Origin of the sequence: Agromyces aerolatus (assembly GCF_031432255.1) — a bacterium.
Taxonomy (GTDB): Bacteria; Actinomycetota; Actinomycetes; order Actinomycetales; family Microbacteriaceae; genus Agromyces.
Genome location: NZ_JAVKGQ010000020.1, coordinates 1 through 26838 on the forward strand (window position 1 = coordinate 1; position 26838 = coordinate 26838).

25 protein-coding genes are annotated in these 26838 nt (G+C 71.4%); 15 read left to right on the forward strand and 10 right to left on the reverse strand.

The window, feature by feature from the left end; genetic code table 11:
• Positions 1–619 precede the first annotated feature (619 nt).
• The 6 genes from RH864_RS17445 to hemE all read right to left on the reverse strand — a co-directional run bounded on the left by RH864_RS17445 (position 620) and on the right by hemE (position 5383).
• Positions 620–1273, reverse strand: a complete 654-nt coding sequence (locus tag RH864_RS17445) for a GntR family transcriptional regulator (protein ID WP_310518854.1) — start codon at positions 1271–1273, stop codon at positions 620–622.
• A 16-nt stretch (positions 1274–1289) separates the two neighbouring features.
• Entirely contained in the window at positions 1290–1607 is a 318-nt protein-coding gene (locus tag RH864_RS17450) for a DUF3618 domain-containing protein (RefSeq protein ID WP_310518855.1), read from the reverse strand.
• A complete protein-coding gene (locus tag RH864_RS17455) occupies positions 1594–1998 on the reverse strand; it encodes a phage holin family protein (RefSeq protein WP_310518856.1) in 405 nt (134 codons plus the stop codon). Before RH864_RS17455 ends, RH864_RS17450 begins: the two co-directional genes overlap by 14 nt.
• A gap of 22 nt (positions 1999–2020) precedes the next feature.
• A complete protein-coding gene (locus RH864_RS17460) occupies positions 2021–2413 on the reverse strand; it encodes a YtxH domain-containing protein (RefSeq protein ID WP_310518857.1) in 393 nt (130 codons plus the stop codon).
• Positions 2414–2522: 109 nt separating this feature from the next.
• Positions 2523–4208, reverse strand: coding sequence for a protoporphyrinogen/coproporphyrinogen oxidase (locus tag RH864_RS17465; RefSeq protein ID WP_310518858.1), 1686 nt, complete (start codon positions 4206–4208; stop codon positions 2523–2525).
• Positions 4205–5383 (reverse strand): uroporphyrinogen decarboxylase, encoded by a 1179-nt coding sequence (gene hemE / locus RH864_RS17470; protein WP_310518859.1) that lies wholly within the window; start codon positions 5381–5383, stop codon positions 4205–4207. The genes RH864_RS17465 and hemE overlap by 4 nt, the downstream gene beginning before the upstream one ends.
• Before the next feature lie 104 nt (positions 5384–5487).
• Between hemE and RH864_RS17475 the strand changes: the two genes are divergently transcribed.
• The 3 genes from RH864_RS17475 (at position 5488) to RH864_RS17485 (ending at position 9685) form a co-directional block, all read left to right on the forward strand.
• The gene (locus RH864_RS17475; protein ID WP_310518860.1) at positions 5488–6867 is read left to right on the forward strand and encodes a glutamyl-tRNA reductase; all 1380 of its coding nucleotides are present in this window, start codon (positions 5488–5490) and stop codon (positions 6865–6867) included.
• Positions 6868–6872: 5 nt separating this feature from the next.
• Positions 6873–7493 (forward strand): GNAT family N-acetyltransferase, encoded by a 621-nt coding sequence (locus tag RH864_RS17480; RefSeq protein WP_310518861.1) that lies wholly within the window; start codon positions 6873–6875, stop codon positions 7491–7493.
• 134 nt (positions 7494–7627) lie between these two features.
• The gene (locus RH864_RS17485) at positions 7628–9685 is read left to right on the forward strand and encodes an SGNH/GDSL hydrolase family protein (RefSeq protein WP_310518862.1); all 2058 of its coding nucleotides are present in this window, start codon (positions 7628–7630) and stop codon (positions 9683–9685) included.
• Positions 9686–9880: 195 nt separating this feature from the next.
• Here RH864_RS17485 and RH864_RS17490 read toward each other — a convergent pair whose 3' ends face one another.
• The gene (locus RH864_RS17490; protein WP_310518863.1) at positions 9881–10912 is read right to left on the reverse strand and encodes an alpha/beta fold hydrolase; all 1032 of its coding nucleotides are present in this window, start codon (positions 10910–10912) and stop codon (positions 9881–9883) included.
• Between the two features lie 121 nt (positions 10913–11033).
• On the opposite strand from RH864_RS17490, the gene RH864_RS17495 reads away from it, so the two are divergent.
• From RH864_RS17495 to RH864_RS17540, 10 genes are all read left to right on the forward strand, one after another.
• Complete coding sequence (locus RH864_RS17495; RefSeq protein ID WP_310518864.1) at positions 11034–11525, forward strand: flavin reductase family protein; 492 nt, start codon at positions 11034–11036, stop codon at positions 11523–11525.
• Between the two features lie 76 nt (positions 11526–11601).
• On the forward strand, positions 11602–12471 hold the full coding sequence (locus RH864_RS17500) for a substrate-binding periplasmic protein (RefSeq protein ID WP_310518865.1): 870 nt from the start codon (positions 11602–11604) through the stop codon (positions 12469–12471).
• A 31-nt stretch (positions 12472–12502) separates the two neighbouring features.
• Entirely contained in the window at positions 12503–13273 is a 771-nt protein-coding gene (locus RH864_RS17505; protein WP_310518866.1) for an amino acid ABC transporter permease, read from the forward strand.
• Positions 13270–13614 carry a VOC family protein gene (locus RH864_RS17510; RefSeq protein WP_310518867.1) on the forward strand — a complete coding sequence of 115 codons (345 nt, stop codon included), beginning with the start codon at positions 13270–13272 and terminating at the stop codon, positions 13612–13614. Before RH864_RS17505 ends, RH864_RS17510 begins: the two co-directional genes overlap by 4 nt.
• Entirely contained in the window at positions 13611–13955 is a 345-nt protein-coding gene (locus RH864_RS17515; RefSeq protein WP_310518868.1) for a cupin domain-containing protein, read from the forward strand. Before RH864_RS17510 ends, RH864_RS17515 begins: the two co-directional genes overlap by 4 nt.
• A 70-nt stretch (positions 13956–14025) precedes the next feature.
• Positions 14026–14775 carry an SDR family NAD(P)-dependent oxidoreductase gene (locus RH864_RS17520; protein WP_310518869.1) on the forward strand — a complete coding sequence of 250 codons (750 nt, stop codon included), beginning with the start codon at positions 14026–14028 and terminating at the stop codon, positions 14773–14775.
• Positions 14776–14861: 86 nt separating this feature from the next.
• A complete protein-coding gene (locus RH864_RS17525) occupies positions 14862–15680 on the forward strand; it encodes an SDR family NAD(P)-dependent oxidoreductase (RefSeq protein ID WP_310518870.1) in 819 nt (272 codons plus the stop codon).
• A 30-nt stretch (positions 15681–15710) separates the two neighbouring features.
• Complete coding sequence (locus tag RH864_RS17530) at positions 15711–16787, forward strand: LLM class flavin-dependent oxidoreductase (protein WP_310518871.1); 1077 nt, start codon at positions 15711–15713, stop codon at positions 16785–16787.
• A 49-nt stretch (positions 16788–16836) separates the two neighbouring features.
• The gene (locus RH864_RS17535) at positions 16837–17640 is read left to right on the forward strand and encodes an amino acid ABC transporter ATP-binding protein (RefSeq protein WP_310518872.1); all 804 of its coding nucleotides are present in this window, start codon (positions 16837–16839) and stop codon (positions 17638–17640) included.
• A 9-nt stretch (positions 17641–17649) separates the two neighbouring features.
• Positions 17650–19200 carry a PucR family transcriptional regulator gene (locus RH864_RS17540; RefSeq protein ID WP_310518873.1) on the forward strand — a complete coding sequence of 517 codons (1551 nt, stop codon included), beginning with the start codon at positions 17650–17652 and terminating at the stop codon, positions 19198–19200.
• A 55-nt stretch (positions 19201–19255) separates the two neighbouring features.
• On the opposite strand, the gene RH864_RS17545 is transcribed toward RH864_RS17540, so the two are convergent.
• From RH864_RS17545 to RH864_RS17555, 3 genes are all read right to left on the reverse strand, one after another.
• The gene (locus RH864_RS17545; RefSeq protein ID WP_310518874.1) at positions 19256–20389 is read right to left on the reverse strand and encodes a sensor histidine kinase; all 1134 of its coding nucleotides are present in this window, start codon (positions 20387–20389) and stop codon (positions 19256–19258) included.
• Between the two features lie 8 nt (positions 20390–20397).
• On the reverse strand, positions 20398–21045 hold the full coding sequence (locus RH864_RS17550) for a response regulator transcription factor (RefSeq protein WP_310518875.1): 648 nt from the start codon (positions 21043–21045) through the stop codon (positions 20398–20400).
• A gap of 98 nt (positions 21046–21143) precedes the next feature.
• Positions 21144–22529, reverse strand: a complete 1386-nt coding sequence (locus tag RH864_RS17555; RefSeq protein ID WP_310518876.1) for a glycine--tRNA ligase — start codon at positions 22527–22529, stop codon at positions 21144–21146.
• Between the two features lie 174 nt (positions 22530–22703).
• Here RH864_RS17555 and RH864_RS17560 point away from each other — a divergent pair, with 174 nt between their 5' ends.
• Together RH864_RS17560 and RH864_RS17565 are read left to right on the forward strand one after the other, a co-directional pair.
• Complete coding sequence (locus tag RH864_RS17560; protein WP_310518877.1) at positions 22704–24005, forward strand: alpha/beta hydrolase; 1302 nt, start codon at positions 22704–22706, stop codon at positions 24003–24005.
• Complete coding sequence (locus RH864_RS17565; RefSeq protein ID WP_310518878.1) at positions 24002–26551, forward strand: bifunctional lysylphosphatidylglycerol flippase/synthetase MprF; 2550 nt, start codon at positions 24002–24004, stop codon at positions 26549–26551. Before RH864_RS17560 ends, RH864_RS17565 begins: the two co-directional genes overlap by 4 nt.
• Positions 26552–26838 lie beyond the last annotated feature (287 nt).

Sequence of the window (26838 nt, forward strand, 5' to 3'; positions counted from 1 at the left end):
CAGGACAGACCGCCGCGGCCAGGTGTGGTTCATCCCACCCCCACACCTCGACCCCGACCAAACCCCACGACTCGGCGGCACAGCCCGATTCACCCCACAACCCCGACCCGCGGCGGAGGCAGAATCGGAGCCGCCACCACCACCACCAGCACCAGCACCAACACCAACACGACATCGGTCACGCCGACTTTCTGGTGGGCGATACGACAGCGCTCGTATCCGACCGCCAACCGGATCGGCCCGCGCTTCCGGGGCTGCTTCGGGTGGGGGCAACCGAACCTGATCGTGCGATGGCGCGCGCAGTCGCGCGGGAGCCTCGGCCGTCATCCCGCTCGATGACCACGCCTCCCATCCACGGGACGCTCCGGTTCGTGATCCGTTCGGGAGCGACTGGTGGCGGCCGCCGATGCCACGTTCGCGACCACGGCCGAAGGAGCGCACCGACACCGCGACCCGGATCACCACCTCTTCAGCCCTCCGCCCCCCACCCGCCGTCAGGTGAGGGTGGTGAGCGCACGGGTCGCGAAGTCCTTGATCGGATGGCGACGGCCGGGGGCTCCGCCGGCGGCACCCGCGACGAGATGCCCGTCGCGGCCACGCCGAAAGCCCTCGGCGCGCGTCAGTCGCCGAGCAGCAGCCGAGTCGAATGGGCGAGATGCTCGTGCACCGCGACCGACCCGCGGTGCTGCACGTCCGCGAGGAACGACCGGTGCTCGTCGACGAGGTCGCCGAGACCGTAATGCGGCCGCATGTGCAGCAGGAACAGCATCAGCTCGCTCTCGAGCGCCGCGTGCGCCTGGACGATGCGCGAGCTCCCGGAAGCCCCGACGAGTGCGCGGTGAAAGTCGGCGTGCGCCCGCTCGACCGCGAGCCAGTCCTCAGACCCGGCCGCCCCGAGCTCGGCGAGACGCGCGAGCGCCGCCTCCGCGGGTGCTGTGACGTCAGCGGGCCACGTCGAACCGAACCGCTCGTTCGCGATGCGGACCGCCTCGCCCTCGAGCGCCGCGCGGAGCTGCTGCAGCTCGACGATCGCACCCGGTTCGAGCTCCGCGACCCGCACACCGCGATACGGCAGCGCCACGAGGACCCGCTCGGCCGCGAGCCGGTGGAACGCCGTGCGCACCGTATGGCGCGACGCACCCACCCGGTCGGCGACCTGTTCCTCGCGCAACGGCTCTCCGAGCGGCAGGCGACCGCTCAGCACCTCGTCGCGCAACACCTCCACGACCCGATCGACGACGGTCATCCGGATCAACGGCGTCGTCTGGGCCATGCGTGTGGTCCCCGCCCTACGGCCTGGTCACATTCCGGACGATCAGCCACACGACGCCGCCCACCGCGACCGCGACGCCCGCGGCAGCCGCCACGGCCGCGGCCGGCTGCTCCTTGGCGAACCGGCGCAGCTTCACCTTCGTGCGCGCACTCGCACGCGAGACCTGCTTGGGCACGTTGAGCTTGTCCTCGAGCGCGTTCAGCGTGGCCGCGAAGTCGGCCCGCGCATGCTCGACGTTGACGCGAGCCTGGACGCGCGACAAATTGCGCTCGTGCGTCTTCTGGTCGCGCTTCGACCTCTCGGCGACCGGGGTCGGTGCGTCAGTCGCGGTCATAGTCGCCGGTTCCCTTCACGACGTCGAGGTCTTTGCGCAGGCTGTCGATCGACTCGAGCGGTGCCGCGCCGCGCTTGAAGTTGAGGATCGCGATCCCCACCATGATCGCGATGATGAGCAGCAGCACGCCCGACACCGTGAGCGCGGCCGCCCAGCCCGGCATCACCAGCGACAGCGCGAGGATGCCCGTCGCGATGAGGGTGCCGAGCAAGAACACGCCGACGAACGCCGCGGCCGCGATGAGGCCCGCGCCGATGCCGAAGTGCTTGACCTTGTAGGAGATCTCGGCCTTGATCTGGTCGATCTCGGCCTTCACGAGCGTCGAGACCCGGTCGGGCAGTTCGCCGATCAGCGTGAAGAGGGAGCGTTCGTCGTTCGTGGGATCGGCCATGACCGATCGCCTCCCTTCGAGGTCAGGAATCGGATGCGGCGGATGTGCTCGAGCGCGTCGACGACGACTTCGAGCTCGACTTCGGCTTCGGCTTCGCCGACGAGCCGGTCGCGGCCCTCGACGACGACGCGTTCGCGGAGCTCGATGAGCTCGAGGCGGACGACCGCGCGGGCGACGAGCCCTTCGAGGTCGTGTTGCCGATGAGCTCCTTGGCCTTGTCGAGCACGACCTCGGAGACGTCGCCGAGCTTGTCGGCCGCGAACTCCTTGACCGCGCCCACCCCCTGCTGCACCGCCGGCTGGTTCCAGACGCGGTCGGCCGCACGTGCGATCTGCTCGTAGCGTTCGCGACCCGCGCGCGTGCCGAGCACGTAGCCGACGCCGAGTCCGACGACGAAGAGAAGCTTGCCCTTCATGTCCTCCCCAATCCTGCCGCGCGCCGGGGCGCGACTTCATCCAGAGTAGACCCCGGCCAAGTCCGTGCAAGGGGGTTGCGCCGAAGTATTCCGCTCGGGCTATGCGTTCTTATGCGCTGGTGCCCGTCTCGCCGCCCGCCCTGGCACGCACCGCGAGATGACGCACACGCGACGCGGCCTCCTTCGCATGCGGGACGACCGACGCGAGTCCAGTCCCGGACAGCCACGACCCGGTGACCTCGAGACCGGGCACCGCGGCGACCGCCTCCTCGACGGCGCGCACCCGATCGCGCTGGCCGAGTGCCGCGTGCGACAGCGCGTCCCGCCACGGTGTGCGGCCGGAATCGACGAGCATCGAGCGGTCGAGCGGCACGCCGGTGAGCGCCGACGCATCCGCGACGGCCAGCTCCGCGACGTCGGCGTCGCTGCGGCCGTCGAGCGGGTTCGCACCGCCCAGGCGCCCGTAAGAGAGCCGGACGACCTGATGCGGCGCCGCGGTCTCGGCGACCCAGGCCCACTTCGCGCTGGAGTGCGTGAGCGCCTTGGCCGCCACACCCGGCGTGTCGGCCGCGACGAGCACGCCCGTGCCGCGCGGCGCGGCGGCGAGCGCGGGCGCGTCGAGCACGAGCGTCACGAGCTCGACGGATGCCGCGTCCGGGGCATCCGGCACATCGGCCCAGCCGTCGACGCTCGTCGCCAGGAGCGGCCGCGCCGCGTGCGCGGGCGTGGCGACGATCGCGTACGCCGCTTCGACGACGAGCTCGACGTCGGCCTCCGCCGCGCCGCCGGCAGCACCGTCTGCGGCAGTCCGCGCGGCAGCACCCTCGGCGGCACCCGCGCCAGTACCCGCCCGCGCCCCCGCGTGCGCACCGTCCGCGGCGCTTCCGGTGGCGGCGGCGCGGACCAGGGCGCGCGCACGCCAGCCCGGAGATCCCGACGGACCCGGTGTCCCCGACGCACCCCGCGTCTCCGACACACCCGCAGCACCCGACGCGCCCCGCGTCTCCGGCGAACCCGGCGAACCCGCGCGCCGCTCGAGGCCCACGACCTCCGCCGACGTGATCACGGTCGCGCCGAAGCGGTCGAGCTCCGCGAGCAGCGCGTCGACGAGCCGGTGCATGCCCCCGCGCAGCCCGAGCACGGCGCTGCCCGCCCGCCGTGTCTCGACCAGCTCGGCCACCCCGCCCGAGAGCGATCCCGCGCGCGTCATGGCCTCGTTGAGTCCGGGCGCGACGACATCGAGGTCGAGGTCGTCGGGGTTCGCCGAGTACACGCCCGAGCTGATCGGCGTCACGAGCCGGTCGAGCACCTTCCGTCCCATGCGCGTGCGCACGAGGTCGCCGAGGCTCCGTGCGCGTCCGATCCGCAGGATGGGCGTGAGCCGGTCGGCGTAGGCGCGCACGGCGCCGCCCCAGCCGATGATGGCGCGCACATCGTCGCCGAGCGGGTTCGCCGGGATGCCGAGCATGCCGGTCTTCGGCAGCGGCGCCGCCACGACGCCGCCCTTCGGGCCGGGCATGGCGAGCCACGCACCCGCCGGGTTCGGCTTCACGATGTCGCCCTCGAGGCCCACGTGCTCGATGAGCTCGGCCACCCCGCCGCCGCGGGTGGCGAACGACTCGGCCCCGGAGTCGAGGGTCAGCCCGGCGAGCTCGATCCGCCCGACGCATCCGCCTGCCGTCGCGGCCCGTTCGAGCACCGTCACCGAGAGCCCGAGCCGCGCGCACTCGAGCGCCGCGACGAGCCCGGCGACCCCGCCGCCCACGACGACGACCTCGGAGCGCAGCTCGGTCACGCCGCGACCTCGTGCACGAGCTCGACGACCCGGGTGAGCACGGTCGGGTCGGTGGCGGGCGGCACCCCGTGCCCGAGGTTGAACACGTGCGCGGGAGCCGCCTCGGCGCGGGACAGGACGTCGCGCACCGCGCGCTCGAGCACCGGCCACGGGGCGGCCAGCAGCGCCGGGTCGAGGTTGCCCTGCAGCGGAACGCCCGCGCCGACGCGCTCGGCCGCGACATCGAGCGGCACGCGGTAGTCGACTCCCACCGTGTCGGCTCCCACGCCGCGCATCGCGCCGAGCAGCTCGCCCGTGCCGACGCCGAAGTGCACGACGGGCACCGACCGCGTGGACCGGCCGGCCCCGGGCGAGGCATCCGCCCCAGCCGACGCCTCGACAGGCTCGGCGGTGTTCGTCTCGAACGCGAGGTCGTGCACGAAGGACAACGCTCTGGCGGACGCCGGTGCGACCTGCTCCTCGTAGTCGGCGAGCGAGAGCGCGCCGGCCCAGGAGTCGAACAGCTGCGCGGCGGATGCCCCCGCGAGGACCTGCGTCCGCAGGAACCGGCCGGTGACCTCGGCGGTCCAGTGCATGAGCGCCCGCCACGCGCCCGGATCGGCGTGCATGAGCGTCCGGGCCGCGAGGTGGTCCTTCGACGGTCCGCCCTCCGTGAGATAGGCCGCGAGCGTGAACGGCGCACCCGCGAAGCCGATGAGCGGCGTGGCCGTGCCCGACCCGTTGTCGATCGTGGTGAGCTCGGCGACGGTGCGCTGCACGGCTTCGGTGATCGGCGCCGCCCGTTCGTCGAGCGTCGCGGGGTCGATCGCTGTGAGCTCGGCGACCGCCGCGGCATCCGCGTACGCCTTGCCGAAGACCGGCCCGCGGCCGGCCTGGATCTCGACGTCGACGCCCACGAGCTTGAGCGGCACCACGATGTCGCTGAAGAAGATGCCCGCGTCGACGCCGTGCCGGCGCACGGGCTGCAACGTGATCTCGGCCGCCATCGCCGGTTCGAGGCACGCGTCGAGCATGCGCGTCCCGACGCGCAGCTCGCGGTACTCGGGCAGCGACCGCCCGGCCTGACGCATGAACCAGACGGGGGTCGTGTCGCTCCGTTCGGCGCGGTAGGCCCGCACGAGTCGGGAGTCGCTGGTGAGGCCGGCCGAGAGCGGATGCTGCGGAGGAAGGATCACCGGCCCATTCTCTCAGTCGCGCAGCGGGGCGTCTCCAGGCGCCGGGGCCCGCAAGTGAGGTAAGCCTGGCTGGACCCGCTTTCGACCCCGGGTAGAATCGATGCGTGCTCATCTGCCTTACTGCGAGCCACCGAAACGCCGGCTTCGACATGCTCGAACGTCTCTCGGCGTCCGCGGGCGGCGCCGGCCGTCGACTCCTCGGCGGTCACGAGGCAGTCCAGGGCGCCGTGGTCGTGTCGACGTGCAACCGCTTCGAGGCGTACCTCGACCTCGGCACGCCCGACGGCGAGTCGCCCGTCGACGCCGTGCACGGCGCCATCCGCTCGGTCGGCGAGGTCGCCGGGCTCGAGCCCGACGAGCTGCGGAGCACCTTCGAGTTCACGCACGGCAACGCCGTGGCCGCCCACCTGTTCGCGGTCGCCTCGGGTCTCGAGTCCGTGGTCGTCGGCGAGGGCGAGATCGCCGGCCAGGTGCGCCGTTCACTCGAACGCGCACGCAGCGAGGGCACCACCTCGCCCGAGCTCGAGCGCCTCTTCCAGCGGGCCTCGCAGACCTCCCGCGCGGTCAAGAACCGCACGGGGCTCGGCAGCGAGGGCCGCTCACTCGTCCGGCTCGCGCTCGATCTCGCGGAGAGCCGCCTCACCGACTGGGCCGGCACGCGCGTTCTGCTGGTGGGCACCGGCCGCTACGCGGGCGCGTCGCTCGCCGCGCTCCGCGAGCGCGGCGCATCCGACATCGCGGTGTACTCGCCGTCGAACCGCGGCGCCAAGTTCGCGGCCTCGCACGACGTGCCCGCGATCGGCCGCGGCGACTACGCCCGCGCCGCCGCAGAGGCCGACGTCATCGTCACCTGCACGCTCGCCGAGCACTTCGTGGTCGATCGGGCGCTGCTCGCCGACGGCCGCGAACACCTCGCGGCCGCGACCGCGGCCGAGACCGCGCCCGTGCGCACGCTCGACAGCGCGATCGTGCCCGAGCCCGGCTCCGAGCGCCGCCAGCTCGTGATCGACCTCGGGCTGCCGCGCAATGTCAACCCCGACGTGACCGAGGTCACGGGCGTCGAGCTGCTCGACCTCGAGACCATCAAGATCCACGCGCCCATGGAGGAGTTCGCGGCGACCGATGCCGCACGCGACCTCATCCGGAACGCCGCACGCGACTTCGGCGACGCGGGCGAAGAGCTCGACCTCGCCCCGACGGTGGTCGCGCTGCGCAAGCACGTGTACGACGTGCTCGACGCCGAGATCGCGCGCGCTCGCGGCCGCGGCGACGACGGCGCCACCGAGGCGGCGCTGCGCCACATGGCCGGCGTGCTGCTGCACACGCCCATGGTGCGCTCGCGCGACGCGGCGCGCGCCGGCGAGCAGCGCGCCTTCATCGACGCGGTCGAGATGCTGTTCGGCGTCACGGCCGAGTCCCCGGGTGCGGCCACGGTGACGGATGCTTCGCGTGAGGCGGATGCCTCGCACCATCGCTTCGGCTGAACATCGTGTCGACCCACCCGACCCCGCCCGCGCTCAAGCTCCCCTACGACGCCACGCCCCTCGACACCGCCCCGATCACGACCGAGCGGCTGATCCTGCGCCCGTTGCGCGACGAGGACGCCGAGGACGTCTGGCGGTACCAGCAGCTGCCCGAGGTGCTGCGCTACATCCCGTGGCCCGAGTGGTCGAAGCACGAGGGCGTCGCACACACACGCAAGCGCGCCTCATGGCGTCGGCTCGCCGCCGACGGCGACGCGGTCATCTTCGCGGTGCAGCTCCCGGAGGGCTCGACCGAGCCCGGCCGCGTGATCGGCGACGTGATGCTCCGCGTCGACCGGGCCGAGCACGCCGGCCTCGAGATCGGCTGGGTCGTGCACCCCGCGTTCCACGGTCTCGGGCTCGCCCGCGAAGCCGCGGGCGCGGTGCTGTCGTTCGCGTTCGACGAGCTCGGTGCGCACCGCGTCCAGGCGACGCTCGACGCCCGCAACGAGGCATCCGCCCGGCTCTGCGAACGACTGGGCATGCGGCTCGAGGCGACCTTCATCCAGGACTGGTGGATGCGCGGCGAGTGGACCGACACCGCGGTCTACGCGACCCGCGGCCCGGCCCCCGCCGTCGACCGGTGAGCTGACCGGGAGGGTTCTACTCACCTGAGTTGCGAGTCTTCTGAGCGTGCGATTCGCTGAGGGCGCCTGGGGGGAAGTCCGGCTGAGTCGCCGCGCGTGCCCCCGGAGCACCCCCGCCCACCGAAAGGTCACGCATGCTGAAGAAACGACTCCTGGGTGCTGCCGCCGTCGCGGTCGCCGCCCTGCTCGCCACCTCGACTGCGCTTCCCGCCGCGGCGGGCGAGGCGCCCGCCGGAAAGCAGACGTACGACGTCGTCGCGATCGGCGACTCGTACACCGCCGGCAACGGCGCCGGAGCGTACTACGGCCCCGGCGACGCGCGGCGCAGCCACAACAACTACGCGTCGAAGTACGTCGACTGGCTGAACACCCAGCCGAACATGTTCGTGCGCTACAACTCGTACGCGTGGAGCGGCAACGAGACGAAGGACGTCCTCGCCAACCAGATCTCCCAGGTGCCCGTCGGCACCGACCTCGTCATGCTGACCATCGGCGGCAACGACGTCAACTTCCAGAACATCGTCCGCTACTGCTTCGTGGTCGGCTCGCGCGCCTCCTCCGACTGCCGCGGCTACGTGGACGGCGCCACCAAGGCGATCCCCTTCGTCAAGCAGGAGACCCAGAAGATCATCAAGGCGCTGTCCGACAAGCTCGGACCGCAGGCCGAGATCATCCTCGTCGGGTACCCGCACCTGAGCACCAACACGACCTTCGAGCTGTGCGAGTACGCGGTGCTCTGCTGGGGCAGCTACTCGTACAACGCGGCGAAGGGCGTGCGCGACCTCGGCAACGCGGCCAACGCGATGCAGGCGTCGCTCGTCTCCGAGTGGAACCAGCAGTCGGGCGTCGCGAAGGTCTACCACGCCGGCAACGTGTCGGCGGCGTTCCAGGGCAAAGAGCCCGAGCCGCACGTGGGCAAGACCAACCCGTACACCTGGGTCAACGAGTTCTGGCAGACCGAGGGCATCCAGAACCCGCTGGGCTCGCGCACCGACGCGGACTTCAGCAAGGACATGATGAACTGGTACCACCCGAACATCACGGGCCACGCGCAGGTCGCCGAGGTCATCAAGCGCGACCTGGGCATGACGGCGGGCGCCAAGGCCGTGCAGAACCACAACGCGTCCGTCGTGGCGCCCCGGGTCGCCGCGTTCGCCACTGACGACGCCGAGGCCGGGGACGAGATCGCGGACGACGAGCTCACGGCCCTCGACGTCGACGGCGAGGCGCCGTCGGCGTGGCTGCACGGCCCGTACGTGCAGCAGGTCGGCACGTCGATCACGTTCGACGCGCGCGGTTCGGTGCCCGGCGCGGGTGACGACGAGATCACCGAGTACGCCTGGGACGTCGACGGCGACCTCGAGTTCGACGCGTTCTCGGCCGAGCCGGTGTTCAACCACACCTTCTCCGAGCTCTTCACGGGCGAGGTCACGGTGCAGGTCACCCAGTCCAACGGCCTGACCGCGACCGCCTCGACGCACGTGGCCATCACCGCGGACGGCGACGACGTCCCGGCCGAGCTCGACAACTGCCCGGACCACGCCAACCCCGCTCAGAGCGACCTCGACGGCGACGGCATCGGCGACGAGTGCGACGAGACGCCCGGCCACCCGGTCGAGGACCAGCCCGGCGTCTACGTCGCCGACGCTGATGGCGAGCTCTCGCGTGAGGGCACCGACCCGCTCGACCCCACGACCGTCCCCGAGGACAGCGAGGGCGCCTCGCTCGAGCTGAGCGCCGCCACGGTGCAGTCGGGCTCGGCGATCTCGTTCAGCGCGCGCGGCTTCATCGCCGGCGACGAAGCTGAGCTGCGCCTCTACAGCGGCACCGACTCGGTGCACGTCAGCGAGGGCGTCGTGGCCGAGGACGGCACGTTCACCGGCAGCGTGACGGTTCCGGCCGGCACCGCGGCGGGCGAGTACCGCGTGTACGCCGTCGCCCCGGCGATGGTCGCGTCGGCCGAGGTCACCGTGACCGCCGCCGCGGTCGTGCCGGATCCCGACGGCTCCGGCAACCAGCCGGATGGCTCGGGCTCGGGCTCGAACGACGCGCCGAGCAGCCCCGCGGGCAAGCAGAAGCTCGCGCACACCGGCACCGACGTGCCCGCGTGGGGCGCCGCAGCCGCGCTCCTGCTCGTGCTCGCGGGCGGCCTGCTGGCCGCGTCGCGCCTGCGCACGCGCTCGCAGGGCTGAGCCGGCCCGAACCCCACGGCGGGCGGTCGCACCGGAAGGTGCGGCCGCCCGCCTCGTTTCTCCGCGGCGACGGGTACCACGATGGCGCGGGCCGGGTCACCGGCTTCCGGATGCTTCGGGCAGGACGTCGCCGGAGACACCGCGCACGGCGTGCACGGCGTGCACGGCGTGCACGGCGTGCACGGCGCGTACGGCTCAGGTCGAGCGCGGTGCGCGCGAGGTGCCGGCCTGGGCGAGCGCGCGCAGTCGCGCGGCGAGCTGCAGCGGCTGCTCCTCGTGGACGCTGTGCCCGGTGGGCATCGTCTCGACGGTGGCATCCGGGACGCGGTCGCGGAACTCGGCGACATCCCGATCGGTCAGGAAGCCGCGCTCGCCGCGGATGAGCGTGATCGACGCGTCGATCGCGGCGAGGTCCTCCCAGCCTGCCTCGCCCAGGATCGCCGCGAGCGCATCCGGCTCGGCGCTGGCAGCGCGAGCCGCGTGGGCGGGGTCCGCGTGGGCGGGGTCCGCGTGGGCGGGGTCCGCGTGGGCGGGGTCCGCGTTCGCGGCGGCCGCGGCCAGGTGCGCGAAGTGGTGCTTCCATTCGACGCGCCCGTCGGCACGCAGGCGGGAGTTGAAGAACACGCCGCGCTCGGTGGCCCGCCGGGTGCCGCCGAGCCCGAATGCGAGCGCGCGCTCGACGAGCTCGTCGCGACTCGCCCAGTCCGTCGCGCCCGCGAAGAACTCGCGCAGCTGCGCGGCGCCGCCGTTCAGGTCGAGGCCGGGGGTGATGTCGATCACGACGACCTCGGCGACGAGCTCGGGACGGGTCGCCGCGACCGCGGCCGCGGTGAGCCCGCCGAGCGAGTGGCCCACGAGCAGCTGCGGCCGGTCGGTCCACGCGTCGAGTCCGGCCGCGACGTCCGGCGCGAGCACACGTCCGACATAGGCGGCATCCGAGCGCCACGAGGAGTCGCCGTGCCCCGGCAGGTCGATCGCCAGCGCGGGCAGGCCGAGCGCGAGGATGGTGACGTCCCACGTATGCGCGTTCAATCCGGCGCCGTGGAGGAACGTCGCCACCGGGGCATCCGCCCCGCTGCCGTCTGCCGGCTCGTACCGCAGGGCACTCAGCGTGCGCCCGTCGGGAAGGTCGAGGCTCACCCGCTCGGCGCGTGGAAGCCGGCCGCCGAGACCGGCTTCGACCGCCTGCTCGGCCAGGAACGAGAACTCATCGTCCGGATCGCTCATGCGACCCACCCTCGCATACCATCCCCGCGGTGAACACCGCCCGACGATCCGTCGACTTCCTCGTGACGTACCGACGCAATGAGGATGTTTCGCGGCGCGGCCCTCTCACAGACTGGGCTGCATGTTAGACCTCGAGCAGTTCCGGCGGGCGATGTCCATGCTCGCCGCCTCCGTGACGGCGGTGACCGTCCGTGACCAGAGCGGGTCGCCGCGAGGGCTGGTAGCCACCGCGGTCTTCTCGTACAGCGCCGAACCACCCACGCTCGCCGTGTCGATCGCGCACTCCTCGCGCTCGCATGCGCACCTCACGAGCTCCTCGCGCATCGGTGTACACCTCCTCGCGGGGGCGCAGTCGCCGGTCGCGGGGGTCCTCGCCAGCAAGACCGCCGACAAGTTCGCCGCGCTCGACTGGTCCTGGCGCGCGGGTGTGCCGTACATCCACGGCAGCCTCGTCGCGATGTCGGGCCGAGTCTCCCGGACCTTCGACTTCCTCGACCACACGATTCTGTTCGTCGAGCTCGAGGAGCTCGAGATCGACTCGGGCGTCCCGCTCATCTACTTCGAGCGCGAGCTCCGCGCGCTCACCCGAAGCCACAACCACGCCGCGGCCTGACCGCCGACGGAACGCACGCACGAACGAGGACCCACCGCACCGCACCATCCAACCCTCAGAAAGCAGGCCCTTCACCATGGCACGATCCAAGAAACCCTCCCCCGTCCTCGCCGCCCTCGGCGTCATCGTCCTCGGTGCACTCGCGGGCTTCGGTGCGGCGATGCTCGCGCCGAGCGGTGCGAGCACCGCATCGTCCGGTGGCGCTTCGCCCGGCGCCTGGATCGCTGAGATCAAGAAGAACGGCGAGCTGCGCGTCGCGTGCGCGGATTCGCCGCCGACCAGCAAGGTCGAGGCCGACGGCTCGTGCGATGGCCCGGTCCTGCTCCCGTTCAAGGAGCTCGCGGAGGCACTCGACGTCGAGTTCGTCAACGTGGGCACGACGTACCAGTCGATCATCGCGGGCCTGCAGGCCGGCAAGTACGACATCGCCGCGAACATCGACGCGACGATGGCACGCACGCTCGCGGTTCGTTTCACGGTTCCCGGCTGGACCTACGAGGGCGTGTTCGTGATCCCGCGTTCCGCTGCGGAGACCTACCCGACCGCGGAGTCGATCCTCATCGCCGACGCTCCGGTCGCGACCGCCCAGGGGACCTCGTTCGACCAGGCGCTCGCGCTCCGCGACCTGCTGCAGGAACCGGTCCTCCTCCAGACCTATCAGGATGCCGCGCAGGCGATGAAGGCCGGGCGGGCCTCGTCGCTCTTCACCGACATCGGGACCGCGACGACGTACGTCGCGAGCGACCCGGACCTCTGCATCGTCGTGCCCGACCCCGTCATCGTCACGAACAGCGTCGTGAACGGCGTCTCGCCCAACATCGACGAGCACTCGCTGCAGACGGTCAACTTCGCCATCGAGGACTCGGTCAACCAGGGCCGTTTCGCGGCCGCGATGACCGAGTCCGGCTACATCGCCGAGGACAACCTCGGCTCGATGTCCTGCTGACGGCTGCGGCCACGGAAAGAGGTGAGCACTCATGTTCGGTGGGTATGAATTCGACTGGTCAGTCCTTGCCGAGGCCTTCCCTGCGCTCTTGCAGGGACTCGGGCTGACGCTCCTCATCGCGGCGGTGGCGATCATCGTCCCCAGCGTGCTCGCCCTGGCCGTGGCCGCGGCTCGCATGTCGACCTCGCCGGTGCTCCGGGTGCCGGCCCAGTTGTACATCGAGCTCTTCCGCTGCACCCCGCTGCTCGTCCAGCTGCTCTGGTTCTTCTTCGCATTGCCGGCGCTCACCGGGTTCTCCCTCTCGGCGCTCGCCTCGGGCATCCTCGCGCTGTGCCTGAACATGACGGCGTACCTCGCTGAGGCATATCGCGCCGGGCTGCAGGCGGTCCCGAAGGAGCAGATCGAGGCCGCGAGGATGCTCGGGCTCTCCCGCTTCGACATCCTCGTCCGGATCATGGTGCCGCAGGCGCTCCGGCAGCAGGTGCCGAACATCCTCAGCCTCGACATCCAGCTCTTCAAGGACTCGTCGCTGGTGTCGGTCATCGGCGTCACCGAGATGACCTTCCAGGCGAACGTGCTCGCCAGCGCGACGTACCGGCCGCTCGAGGTGTTCACGATGCTCGGCCTCATGTACTTCGCCATCGCGTTCCCGGCCTCGCTCATCGTGAGCTGGCTCGAACGCCGCGGCCTCGGCGGCCCGCCGCGCGCCGGCGCGCGAAGGCCGAACCGGCGACCGGACCGGGAACCGGGCAGTCCGACCGAGACGGAGCACATCCGCGTGATCCAGGAGGTCAGGTCGTGACCTCGGCCGGCATCGACTCGGTGTACCTCCCGGTCGACGACCTGGATGCCGCGATCGCCCTGTACTCGGCGCTCGGCCTCGAGCTCGCCTTCCGCGACGGCGACCGGTACGCGGCGTTCGAGCGACGTCCCATCCGGCTCGCGCTCACCGCGCCGGTCGACCAGCCCGTGCCGGGACGGATCGCCATCGGCTACCGGTCGGAGCACGAGCTCGCCGCCCTCGTCGGCACCCTCCCGGGCGTCCGCCCGCTCGAGTCGCTCGTCCTGGATCACGAGCAGCGACTCATCAGTCTGGATGCCTCCGGCAATCCGCTCGTGTTCACCCGAAAAGGAACGTCATGACCGCACCGATCCACCTGACCGGCACCTCCGTCGAGTCCATCCTGCAACCGAGGGGCATCCGGCCCGGCGCCGATCGCGGAACGCCGCTCGTCCGGTCGACCGCGGTCGCCTCCGGCGACGGCGCCGCGGGGATCTGGGAGAGCGAACCCGGCGGATGGCCGGTGCTCGACCGAGCCGACACCGAGGTCTGCTACATCCAGTCGGGATCGGGGACCGTCACGGATCTCGCCACCGGGCAGACCTTCGAGCTGCGAGCCGGCGACCTGCTCGTCCTGCCCGAGGGATGGTCCGGACGCTGGGACGTCCACGAGACGCTCCGGAAGGTCTACGTCACCTACTGACCACCGGCGCAGCACCCGGCTGACGACCGGCGCAGCATCGAACGAATCGTGACACCGCGAGAGGAACACCGTGAACAGACTGCAGGACCGCACCGTCCTCGTGACCGGCGCAGCACAGGGCCAGGGGAAAGCACACGCCTGGCGGCTGGCCCGCGAAGGAGCCGCCGTGCTCCTCGGCGATGTGCTGGGCGAACCGGGTGAGGCGGTCGCCGCGGAGATCCGCGCCGAGGGTCTGACCGCCGAGTTCGTCGAGCTCGACGTCGCCGACGGCGGGCACTGGGAGCGCGCCGTCGCGACCGCGGAGCAGCGCTTCGGCCCGGTGTCCGGGCTCGTCAACAACGCCGGGATCTCGTCCCGACCCGGGGTGCAGGACTGGTCGGCGAGCGACTGGGACCGCGTCGTCGCGATCAATCAGACGGGCATCGCGCTCGGCATGCACGCCGTGCTGCCGCAGATGAAGCGCCTCGGCGGCGGGTCGATCGTCAACGTCTCGTCCATCTGGGCACACACCGGCGGGGTGGGTGGGGGCAATATCGGCTACGTCGCGACCAAGGCCGCCGTGCTGGGGATGACCCGGAACGCGTCGCTCGACCTGGGCCGGTTCGGCATCCGGGTGAACTCGATCTCGCCGGGGTACCTCAACCACCTGATGCGGGGCATCCCCGACCCCACGGTCGAGGCGGCCCTGCCGCGCATCCCGCTCGGCCGGCTCGCCGAGATCGACGAGATGTCCGGCGCGGTGGCCTTCCTCCTCTCGGATGACGCCTCGTATGTCACCGGGATCGATCTCCTGATCGACGGCGGCCTCCACCTCGGCTGAGGCCCGCCCTCCATCCTCACCGTCCGCGATCAGTCCATGCCGGACCGCGCACACCGCGCGGACCACTTCCGAGAAAGGCGCACACCTTGACGCTGACCGAACCCCTCCCCCTCGGCGACCTCCTCTCGCTCCGGGACCGCACCGCGGTCGTCACCGGTTCGGCCGAGGGCATCGGCGCCGGCATCGCCCGCCGCCTGGCCGAGGCCGGCGCGCATGTCGTCATCGCCGACCGGAACCTCGACGGCGCCGAGGCCACGGCCGCGGAGCTGCGAGCCGCGGGCGGAAGCGCCGAAGCGATCGGGCTCGACGTGCTCGAACCCGCCTCGTTCGACGACCTCGCGAGCGTCCTCCGCGAGGCAGGCCGCGTCCCCACCGTCTGGGTCAACAATGCCGGCGCCTACCCCAAGCGGAGCGCACTCGACCTGACCGTCGACGAGTGGGATCGCATGCTGGACATCAACGTGCGCTCGACGTTCCTCGGCGCGCAGCTCGCGGCCCGCATGATGTCCGACGCCGGTCTGCCCGGCGTGATCCTGAACATGTCGTCGATCGCCGGAGTGCGTCTCGCCCCGGCGAATCCGATCGACTACGCCGCCGCCAAGGCCGGCGTCGCGATGCTGACCCGCAACCTCGGCGTCGAGCTCGGACCGCTCGGCATCCGCGTCGTCGGCCTGGCGCCGGGTTTCGTGGTGACGCCCGGCGTGACGCGAACCCCGGGGGTGAGCGCACGGATCGGCAATCCCGCGTCGATCCCCGCGCTCGGGCGCCAGATGGATGCCGACGACGTCGCTCGCGTCGCACTGTTCCTGGTCTCCGACATGGCCAGCATGATCAGCTCCGAGATCGTCGTCGTCGACGGCGGCGGCGCCTGGAACCTCGAAACCCCGACCCCAGCTCGACCGTAGGCGACCAGGCTCGCCAGGGAGGAACCCACTGTGAAATTCGATGTCTTCTTCGTCTGCGAGGATCCCCACGACGACGCCGACCGGGCGTACCGCGAGGTCCTCGATCAGATCGTCCTCGCCGACGAGCTCGGCTTCAATGGCGCGTGGCTCGCCGAGCACCACGGCTCCCGCTACGGCAGCGCGCCGGAGCCGGCCGTGCTGCTCGCGGCCGCCGCGACCCGGACCTCGCGCATCAAGCTCGGGCCCGGAGTCTCCATCCTGCCGTTCACGCACCCGGTGCACACCGCGGCGCAGTACGCGATGGTCGACCGGTTGAGCGGCGGGCGTCTCGCGTTCGGCACCGGACGCGGATACCAGCCGCGCGAGTTCGACACCTTCGGACTCGATGCCGAAAAGAGCCGCCAGATGTACGCGGAGAGCGTGCAGATCATCCGCGGCCTGTGGGAGAACGACACCTTCGAGTTCGCGGGCGAGTACTACCGCCTCCCGCCCACGTCGCTGCACCCCCGGCCCGCACAGGACCGGGTGCCGATGTGGGTGGCCGCGGCGAGCCCGGAGAGCTTCGCCGCTGCAGCCGACCTCGGCGTCCAGGTCTTCACACAGCCGAGCCTCCGGCAGACGATGGAGGAGATGCGCACCAACATGAACAGCGCCATCGACGCCTACCTGGACCGCGGGTACGATCGCGCGGCGGTCGACATCCCCGTCAACATCATCATCCACCTCGCCGAGACGACCGATCAGGCCCGGCTGCAGGCGGAGACGCCGCTGAAGTGGCACTTCGAGACGCTGCAGTCGCTCGCGCCGGGCGCGGGCGGCACGAAGATCGCGAAGGGGTACGAGTCGTACAAGTCCTACGGCCCGCTCAGCACCTCGCCGACCGCGGGCGGATCCGGCGACGGCCGGCTCTCGATCGACTCGCTGAACCGTTCGGGAATCGCCATCATCGGCGACGCCGAGTACGCGAAGGCGGCGATCGCACGCATGCGCGACGAGTTCGACCTTCAGCACATCTCGTGCTTCATCCGCTTCGGGGGCATCGAGCACGAGGCCGTCGAGCGGTCGCTGCGCATTCTCGCGCGCGACGTGATCCCCGAGTTCGCCTGACCGCACCCGCGGTCTGGTCCAATGGACATCGAAGAGAATCGGAGTGCGCGTGAGCGATCACTTGGCCAACGGCGGGCCTGACGTCGCAGACCCGGTCGAGCCCGACTCGCAGTTGCTGCTGAGGGCGCGAGGCATCCGGAAGTCGTTCGACGGCCGCAAGGTCCTGAACGGCGTCGACCTCGACCTCGAGCTCGGAACCATCAGCGTGCTCATGGGACGCAGCGGCTCGGGCAAGAGCACCCTGCTCCGCCTCATCGCCGGGCTCGACGAGCCCGACGAGGGCGAGTTGGACGTGTGCGGGGTACCGGCCGTCCGAGACGGTGAGCGAACCGACGAGTGGGACGACGTCGCGAGCAAGATCGGCATGATCTTCCAGAACTACACGCTCTGGCCGCACATGAACGTGTACGAGAACCTCGCGCTCGCGCCGCGGCGCGTCCTGCGCGAGCCCGCGGCGCAGATCAAGGAACGCGCGGCACGCGCGCTGTCCGAGGTCGGCATGGAGCACCACATGTACTCGAAGAGCACCCAGCTCTCCGGGGGCGAGCGTCAGCGGGTCGCCATCGCCCGCGCGCTCATGATGCGGCCGACGGTGCTGCTCTGCGATGAGATCACGTCCGCGCTGGATCCGCCCGTCTCCGCCGAGGTGCTCGGGGTGCTGTCGCGCCTCAAACGGGATGAGGGGATCGCCTGCCTGCTGGTGACGCACGACGTGGCGTTCGCGTCACGCGCGGCGGATCGGTTCATCTTCTTCGAGGACGGTGAGATCATCGAGAACACCACGGCGGCACAGGCGATTGCAGCACCCCAGACGCAGAGCTTGAAGGACTTCCTCGCTGCCCTGCACTTCTGAGGAGGAGCCGTGCTCGATGTCGCGTGGCTGCTGACCCTTCCCGCCATCAGGCGCGGGATCCCGCACGTCGTGTCCGGCGCCGACCGGCTCGCGACGCCCGTGCGGTGGCTGCACGTCGGCGAGATGCGGAACATCTCGCACTACCTGAAGGGTGGCGAGGCCCTGCTCACGTCCGGGCAGGGCTTCGGCACCACCCCGGAGGAGCGGCGCGAGTACCTCAGGAGCCTCGCCGACTGCGACGTCGCGGCGCTGATCCTCGAGCTCAAGACGGTGTACGAGGCTGCTCCGCACGATGTGGTCGAGGAGTGCGATCGGCTGGGCATCCCGTTGATCACGCTGGACCGCCCGGTCGCGTTCGTCGAGGCGTCGCAGGAGGCGCACTCGGCGCTCGTCGACGAGAGCATCTCGACGCTCACCCAGCGGAACCGCCTCGCCGAGGTCTATGCCGAAGCGCTGCTCGACGGCGCCTCGCTCGGCAAGCTCGTGGACGTCCTCTCCGACCAGACCGGCAATCCCGCGATCCTGCGCGACCATGCGGGCGCGCTCGTCGCGGCCGCGGCCCGCGGGGTCTCCGAGAACGAGCTCGTGCTCGCCGAGCGGTCGATGGATGCCACGCGCTGGATCCGAGAACCCCTGCCCGGAAAGGGGAACTCGGGGTGGCACGTGCACGTGCTGCCGCTGCTGTCGAGGATCGGCGACCATGACCGGCTGGCGGCGAAGGAAGCGGCGCGGGCGATCGCCCTCACGCTGACGAGCGGTCGATTCAGCGAGGGCAAGGTCCGGCGCGAGCCGCACGGGTTCCTGCTCGAGTTGCTCGACGAACGCGCCCCTTCGGCGACCGCCGCACTGCACGCCGCGAAGGTCGGCTTCGACGCCCGGCATTTCATCCCGGTCGCGCTCGCGCAGGTCGAGCTCGCCGACGCGCCCGTCCTGGAACCCACCGACTGGCAGGAGCTCGTGCGCTCGGTCGACGCGGCCGTGCACCGTGCCGGCGCCGCGATCTTCGCCACGCTCCGGACGGGGATCTCGTACGGCGTCCTCGGCGTCGACGAGCCCGCGCATCACGAATCCGCCGTCGAGGGGCTCCGTCGTGCCGTCGCGACGAGCGCGGCACGCTCGAGGGCCGCGAGCGTCAATGTCATCAGCGGTCCGCGGGCGCGCACCTGGCGAACGCTCGCGAACGGCCTCCGCGAGGTGGCCGCGGCGACGCCGTACGCCATGCTGCGGCCGCTCGACGCCGCCTACGACACCACCGTGCCCGACCTCGAACGGCTCGTGTGGTCGCTGCGCGAACGGGCAGAGGTGCAGGAGTTCGTGACCGCGCGACTCGCGCCGATCGTCGAGCACGACGCACACCGGCCGTCGAAGCTCCTGCCGACGCTCGTCGCGTTCTGCAAGAGCGGGGGCAGCAAGGCGGAGACCGCACGTGCCCTGCACATCGAACGCCCGTCGCTGTACGACCGTCTGGCTCGCATCGAGAAGCTGCTCGGCGTCTCGCTCGGCGATCCTGACGCGTTCGTCGGTCTCCAGCTCGCGGTGATCGCGAGCCGCATGGCGTGAGCCCGCGGCCGCAGCCCGCGGCCGCACCTCCGTGGGCCGGGATGGCGAACCGGCGTCAGCCCACGGGCAACGTGGCCCGCAGCACCGCGCCGCCGTCGGACGACGGGGTGAGATCGAGCGTGCCGCCGAACCCCGCGAGCCGGTCGCGCAGGCGCGCGAGGCCGCTCAGGCCCGGGGCGGGTGGCACCCCGTCGCCGTCGTCGGCGAAGGTGAGGGTGAGCCGCTCGCCCTCGAGTGCGAGGGTCAGGCCGACGCTCGTCGCGTTGCCGTGCCGCAGGGCGTTCGACAGCCCCTCCTCGGCGACCCGGACGAGGGCCAGACGGCGGCCGACGTCGAGGGACTCGTCGGCGTCCTCGAGCGCGTCGACGTGATCGGCGAAATCGACGTCCACGCCGATCGACGCGGGGACCCGCGCCATGAGCGCGCGCAGTGCGGGCACCAGCCCGCGGTCGAGCTGTTCGGGGTACAACGAGGAGCTGAGCGCCCGGAGCTCGCGTTCCCGGAGCTCGTCCAGCTCGCCGCGAACCGCGTGAATCCGTTCGCGCGACGAGGCGTCGACGCCGCGCGAGACGTCGGCGAGCTCGGCCGCGAGCAGCACGAACCGGTTCTGCAGCGTGCCGTGCAGCTGCTCGGCGATCGAGCGGCGCACCCGGAGCTCCTCCTGCTGGAGTGAGGCCAGCGCGTCGCTCGCCTGCGCGGCGTGCATGAGCCGCCGGCGCTCGGCGAGCCGGGCGTTCGAGAGCGCTTCGGTGACGGCGAGCGCCACGGCGTAGACCGCGGAGATCATCACGAACGCGACCGCCGCGTCGGAGAGGTAGGCGGAGGCATCCTGCACCGGGTAGACGCCGGTGGCCAGCTGCAGCACGCAGCGCAGCACCGCGGCGATCGCGGCCGCCAACGCCACCTGCCACGCCCACGCGATCGGACGACGCTCCTGGATGCGCAGCCGCGATGCCAGGAACACGGCCGTGAGGACGGTGACCAGGTTGATCCCGATCCGGATGGCGAGGTCGCCGATCGGCGACGGGTCCATGCCGCGGTACGCGGTCGAGTGCGCACCCAGCACGAGCACGGCCTGCACGCTCGTGGCGATCGCGAGCACGCCCCCCGCCAGCGTGACCGTGATCAGCATGGTCCGTGCATCGGCGGCGCGGTCGGCGGCGATGACCCCGTCTGGCTCGTCGTGCACGGCCGGCCTCACCGTGATTCCGCGAGGAACAGGCGCACCGCACGCACCCTCGGGTTGTGGTCGCTGCTGCCCGCCAGTCCGAGGGCGGCGTACACCGCGTTGACGTGGTTCTCGACCGAGCGGTGCGCGAGCTCGAGCCGCTGCGCGATGGCCGCATTGGTGAGGCCCTCCGCGAGGAGCCCGAGGATCTGCAGCTGGCGCGAGCTCAGGACCTCGAGCCGGCCGTTCTTGCGGGCGTTCCGCCGCTCGACGAGCGCGCGATCGAGGACCGCGCGGCCCTGCGCGGTCGAGCGGACGCCCGCGACGAGCGCCTGCGCGGACAGCGACGACGTCTTCGACAGGTAGCTCCACCGCTGCTGCTGCGCCTCCGGCAGGTCGAGCAGCACATGCATGTGGTCGTCGGAGGACAGCAGCAGCACCCCGAGCGCGGGGTTCGCAGCCTGCAGCTCACGTCCGAGGTCGAGGCCGTTGCCGTCGGGCAGATGCAGGTCGAGGAGCGCGACGTCGACGCCCTGCGGGTCGATCGTCTCGCGAGCTTCGGCGAGGCCTCCCGCGGCGCCGCGGACGTCGAACCCGGGGACGGTCTGCAGGAGGTTCTGCAGCATCTGCCGGTACAGCGGCTGATCTTCCACGATCGCCACGCGGACCGGACTCATGCGCGCCATACCCTCCCACCACGGGGCGCCGTGAAACTACTCACCCGACTCGGAGCCGGCCCCCACCGTTTTGTAGTGTAAAGGATTCGAACGACCGATCAGGCACCGACCAGACGCGTGGCGAGGTAGGTCTCGATCTCGGCGAGCGGGATGCGCTCCTGCTGCATGGTGTCGCGATCGCGCACCGTGACCGCCTGGTCTTCGAGCGAGTCGAAGTCGACCGTGATCGCGTACGGCGTGCCGATCTCGTCCTGACGGCGGTACCGCCGGCCGATCGCGCCGGCGTCGTCGAAGTCGACGTTCCAGTTCTTGCGCAGCTTCGCGGCGAGCTCGCGCGCGAGCGGCGACAGCTTCTCGTTGCGGCTGAGCGGCAGCACGGCGGCCTTGACCGGCGCGAGGCGCGGATCGAGCTTGAGCACCGTGCGGGTGTCGGTGCCACCCTTCGCGTTCGGCACCTCCTCGACGTGGTACGCGTCGACGAGGAACGCCATGAGCGAGCGGGTGAGGCCCGCCGCGGGCTCGATGACGTACGGCACCCAGCGCTCGTTCTTCGACTGGTCGAAGTACGACAGGTCTTTGCCCGAGTGCTTCGTGTGCGTCGACAGGTCGAAGTCGGTGCGGTTCGCGACGCCCTCGAGCTCGCCCCAGTCGCCGCCCGCGAAGCCGAACTTGTACTCGATGTCGACGGTGCGCTTGGAGTAGTGGCTGAGCTTCTCCTTCGGGTGCTCGAAGAGCCGCAGGTTCTCGGGGTCGATGCCGAGGTCGATGTACCAGTCCCAGCGCTGGTCGATCCAGTACTGGTGCCATTCCTCGTCGGTGCCGGGCTCGACGAAGAACTCCATCTCCATCTGCTCGAACTCGCGCGTGCGGAAGATGAAGTTGCCGGGCGTGATCTCGTTGCGGAACGACTTGCCGATCTGGCCGATGCCGAACGGCGGCTTCATGCGCGCCGTCTGCAGCACGTTGGCGAAGTTCACGAAGATGCCCTGGGCGGTCTCGGGGCGCAGGTAGTGCAGCCCCGACTCGTCGTCGACGACGCCGAGATAGGTCTTGAGCAGGCCCGAGAACGCGCGCGGCTCGGTCCACTGGCCGCGCGTGCCGCAGTTGGCGCACACGATCTCGGCGAGGCCGTCCTTCGGGGTGCGGCCCTTCTTCTCCTCGAACTCCTCGATGAGGTGGTCGGCCCGGTAGCGCTTGTGGCAGTGCAGGCACTCGACGAGCGGGTCGCTGAACACCTCGACGTGCCCGGATGCCTCCCACACCTGCCGCGGCAGGATGACGCTCGAGTCGAGCCCGACGACGTCGTCGCGGCCCTGCACGACCGACTTCCACCACTGCCGCTTGATGTTCTCCTTCAGCGCGACGCCGAGGGGGCCGTAGTCCCATGCCGACCTGGATCCGCCGTAGATCTCACCCGCTTGGAAGACGAAGCCCCGGTGCTGGGCGAGCGTGATGACAGAATCGAGACGGCTGGGTGCGGCCACGGTGGCTCCAATGGTCGTGCTGATCGGGCGTTGCCCTGGTGAGTGCGGTGCCTCCATCCTACGGGCGCCCCCGCGCGGTGCAGACGCCCGCCCGGCCCGCCTCGCTAGCCTGTGACCCAGACGAGGCCTGTGACGCGAGGCCTGGGAGCCGGACCTTGAGGATTGGGGCGCGCCGTGTGGAATGTGCTGCTCGACGTCACCGTGGTCGAGGGCCCGTTCCTGATCACCGTGTACGTGCTGGCGGCGGCCGCGTTCGTCTACCTGCTGGGCCGCTCCCGCACGGCGTCGTGGGTCTTCCAGGTCATCGCGCTGCTCGTGGTCGGGGCGCTGCTCGGCATCGCCGTGCTCTGGGTCGCGGTCATGATGCTGGACGCGTTCGGCGGCCCGGTGTCGGAGTCCGCGTGGTTCTGGGTGCCGGCGGTCTTCGCCGGGATCCTGCTCGCCGTCTGGAACCTCTGGCGATCCCGCTGGTGGCGCAAGCTCATCGCGCTCCTCGCCATCCCGCTGTTCGCGTTCGCGGGCGTCCTGGGCGTGAACGCCGCGTACGGCATCGACCGGACCCTCGGCGACCTGCTCGACATCGAGACCGCGGGCCCCGCTCCCGTGCCGAGCCCGGTGCCGCCCGAGGCATCCGACCCGGCTGAGCCGCTGTACCTGACCTGGCAGCCGCCCGCCGACCTGCCCGACCGGGGCGAGACGGGCCTCGTGCCCGGCGGCATCCCGGCGACCGCGTCCGGGTTCGACGCGCGGCCCGCCCAGATCTACCTGCCGCCCGCGGCGCTCGTCGAGAACCCGCCCGCGCTCCCCCTCGTGATCATGATGATGGGCCAGCCCGGCGAGCCCGACCCGTACTTCATCGCGCAGACGCTCGACGCGTTCGCCGCCGACCACGCGGGGCTCGCGCCCATCGCGCTCGTGGTCGACCAGCTCGGCGACCCGAGCGAGGACCCGCTCTGCCTCGACACCGCGCGCGGCAATGTCGAGACGTACGTCATGCAGGACGTCGTGCCCTGGGCGCGCGCGAATCTGCACGTGCAGGATGCTCCGGGGTCGACAATCGTCGCCGGCTACTCCAACGGCGGCGAGTGCGCGGCGTACTTCGGGGCGAAGTACCCCGAGGTGTTCGGGAACATCGTGTCGGTCGCGCCAGTCGAGTGGCCGGGGGCCGAGCGGAACGCCGAGACGCTGCGCGACGTGTTCGGCGGCATACAGGCCGCGTACGACGCCGTGAAGCCCGCGAACATCATGGCCGCGAAGGCCCCGTATCCCGACAGTGTCGCGATCTTCGCCGTCGGCGACGACGACGCCGCGTTCGCGCCCGGCACCGAGCGGCTCGCGGAGGCCGCGGCAGCGGCGGGCATGCAGGCCACGTTCTACGCGGTGCCCGACGCCGCGCACGACGCCGCCGCGCTCTCCGGCGGGCTCGACGAAGGTTTCCGGATCCTGTACCCCCGACTCGGATTGGCGGCCCCATGACCACGACCGTGACCGACTCCGAACCCGCCGGCCGCCTCCGCACGGGCGGTGAGGTGGCCGCGGCGTTCGCACGCCGCATCCCGTTCAGCCTCGTGCTCGGCGCGGCGCTGATCGCGACCGCGATCCTCACCGGCACCATCACGGGCGCCCCGACGGATGCCACGGCGAACGCCTGGGCCGCCGGGGTGCGCACGACCTTCGACGCGGGCGCGTGGTGGACCGTCGCGACCGCGCTCGTGATCCCGTGGGATCCGTTCCAGCTGGTGGCGGGCGTGCTCGCCGCGGTGCTGCTCCTCGGCGTCGCGGAGCGACGCATGGGCACCTGGCGCACGATCGTCGCGTTCGCGGTCACGGGCGTGCTCGGCATCCTGCTCGGCACGACGCTGCAGTGGTTCGGCTCGCTGTTCGGCGAGTGGTGGGCGACCGGCACCTCGGCCGACCTCACGCTCGACCCGCTGACCGGGGTCGCCGGCGCCCTGATCGCCGCGACCGCGTTCATGGGCGCCCTGTGGCGCCGCCGGATCCGCGTCGTGGTCTTCGCGTTCGTGCTCGTGTTCGTGCTCTACGACGGCGACCCGTCGAATGTGTACCGGCTCTTCGCGATCCTCGTGGCGGTGCCGCTCGGGGCGCTGCTCGCGCGTGACGCCTCGACGCTCCGGCTGCGCCGGAGCTCGCACCGCGAGACCCGCACGCTCGTGGCATCCGTCGTCGCGGTGACCGCCTTCGGACCGATCGTCGCCTTCGCGACCCGCAGCGACCTCACACCGTTCGCGTTCAGCTCGTACCTCTTCGCCGACGACCCGCTGTCGTACGACACGGTCGTCGCGCAGTGCGGCGCCGACCCGGCGGGCGACGAGTGCCTGCGCGAGCTCGCGATCCTGAGCTCGCAGGGTGTCGGCATGTTCGTGCTGTCGTTCGTGCCCGTGCTGCTCCTGCTGCTCGCCGCGTGGGGCCTGCGCAGCGGTCGCCGGTTCGCGTGGTGGCTCGCGATCGCGGTCAACGCCGCGATCCTGCTGTTCGCGCGGTCGTCGTACGACGTGTCGAACGCGCTCAACGACCTCGACCCGGCCGACTGGTCGGCGTTCGACATCGGCGAGCTGCTCGTCTGGGTGCTCGCCGCGGCGCTGCTGCCGATCGGGATCGTCGTGATGCTCGTGCTGACCAGGCGCGACTTCCGGGTGCGCGCGGCGCGCGGCGCGCTCGGCCGGTTCTGGCTGATCGTGGGCGGCACGTTCGTGGTGCTCGCGAGCGCGTACTTCGTGATCGGGCTCGCGACGATCGACGAGTACTGGCCACCCGCGGCGCCCGCCGATCTTGTCGTCGACACGCTCAAACGGTTCGTGCCGCCGCACTTCCTCGCCGCGGTCGATCCGATCGTGCTGCCCGGTCACGATCTGACGAGCGCGGCCGCGCAGTGGGTGGGCCCGGTGTTCTGGGCCGTGTTCATCGTCGCCGCGGTCATGCTCATGTCGACCACGCGCGCCCGACGCGCGCAGGCCGCGGACGACGACCGGCTGCGCACGCTGCTGCGCCGGCACGGTGGCGGCACGCTGGGCTTCATGGCGACCTGGCCCGGGAACACGCCGTGGTTCAGCGAGGACGGCGAGGCGGTCGTCGCGTACCGCGTGATCAACGGTGTCGCGATCACGATGTCCGACCCGATCTGCGCGCCGGCGCGCGCCGAGCGGACGATCCGCGAGTTCGCCGTGCACTGCGACGCGAACGGCTGGACGCCCGTGTTCTACAGCACGCACCCGCAGTACCTCCCGATCTTCGAGTCGCTCGGCTGGCAGCACATGTCGGTGGGTGAGGAGACGATCGTGCGCACGACCGGTCTCGAGCTCACGGGCAAGCCGTGGCAGAAGGTGCGCCAGGCGCTGAACCGCGGCATCAAGGAGGGCATGACGACGGTCTGGACGAGCTGGCGCGAGCTGCCGCTCGCGACGTCGGCCGAGATCAGCGCGATCTCCGAGGAGTGGGTGGCCGAGAAGGAGCTGCCCGAGATGGGCTTCACGCTCGGCGGCATGGAGGAGTTGAAGGACGACGACGTGCGGCTCATGCTCGCGGTCGCGCCCGACGGCAGCCTGCAGGCCGTGACGAGCTGGCTGCCGGTCTACCGCGACGGCGCGGTCGTCGGCTGGACCATCGACTTCATGCGGCGCGCCGACGGGTCGATGAACGGCATCATGGAGTTCCTCATCGCGTCGGCCGCGCTGCACATGAAGGAGACGGGCGCCGAGGTGCTGAGCCTGTCGGGCGCACCGCTCGCGACCAAGCCGCTCGCACCGGGCGAGGAGCCGCCCGCGCCGACCCCGATGACGCGCCTGCTCGACTGGCTCGGCCAGACCCTCGAGCCCGCGTACGGGTTCTCGTCGCTGTTCCGCTTCAAGGCGAAGTTCAACCCCGAGTACGAGACCATCTCGATGGCCTACCCCGACCCGCTCGCGCTCCCCGCGATCGGCCTCGCGGTCGGCAAGGCGTACCTGCCGGAGGTCTCGCCCAAGGAGGCCGTCGCGCTGGTCCGCACGCTCACGCGCGCCGAGTAGCGCCGGCCGACGCGCGCCGACCCCGATTCGATCGCCGAGCGGTCGTCGATCGGGCGCCGAACGCCGAACGAACGCCGAACGAGCACCGAACGAGCACCGAACGGGCACCGAACGGGCGCGGATGGCGGGTGTTCGCGCCGACGACCCGCCATCTGCGACCGTTCGCCGAAGTCTCCCGTACCCGGCGCCGCATGCGCGTCGAACGAACTTCGCGCGAGCATCGAAACGGACATCGAACGGGCGCAGATGGCGGGTGTTCGCGACCAGAACCCGCCATCTGCGACCGC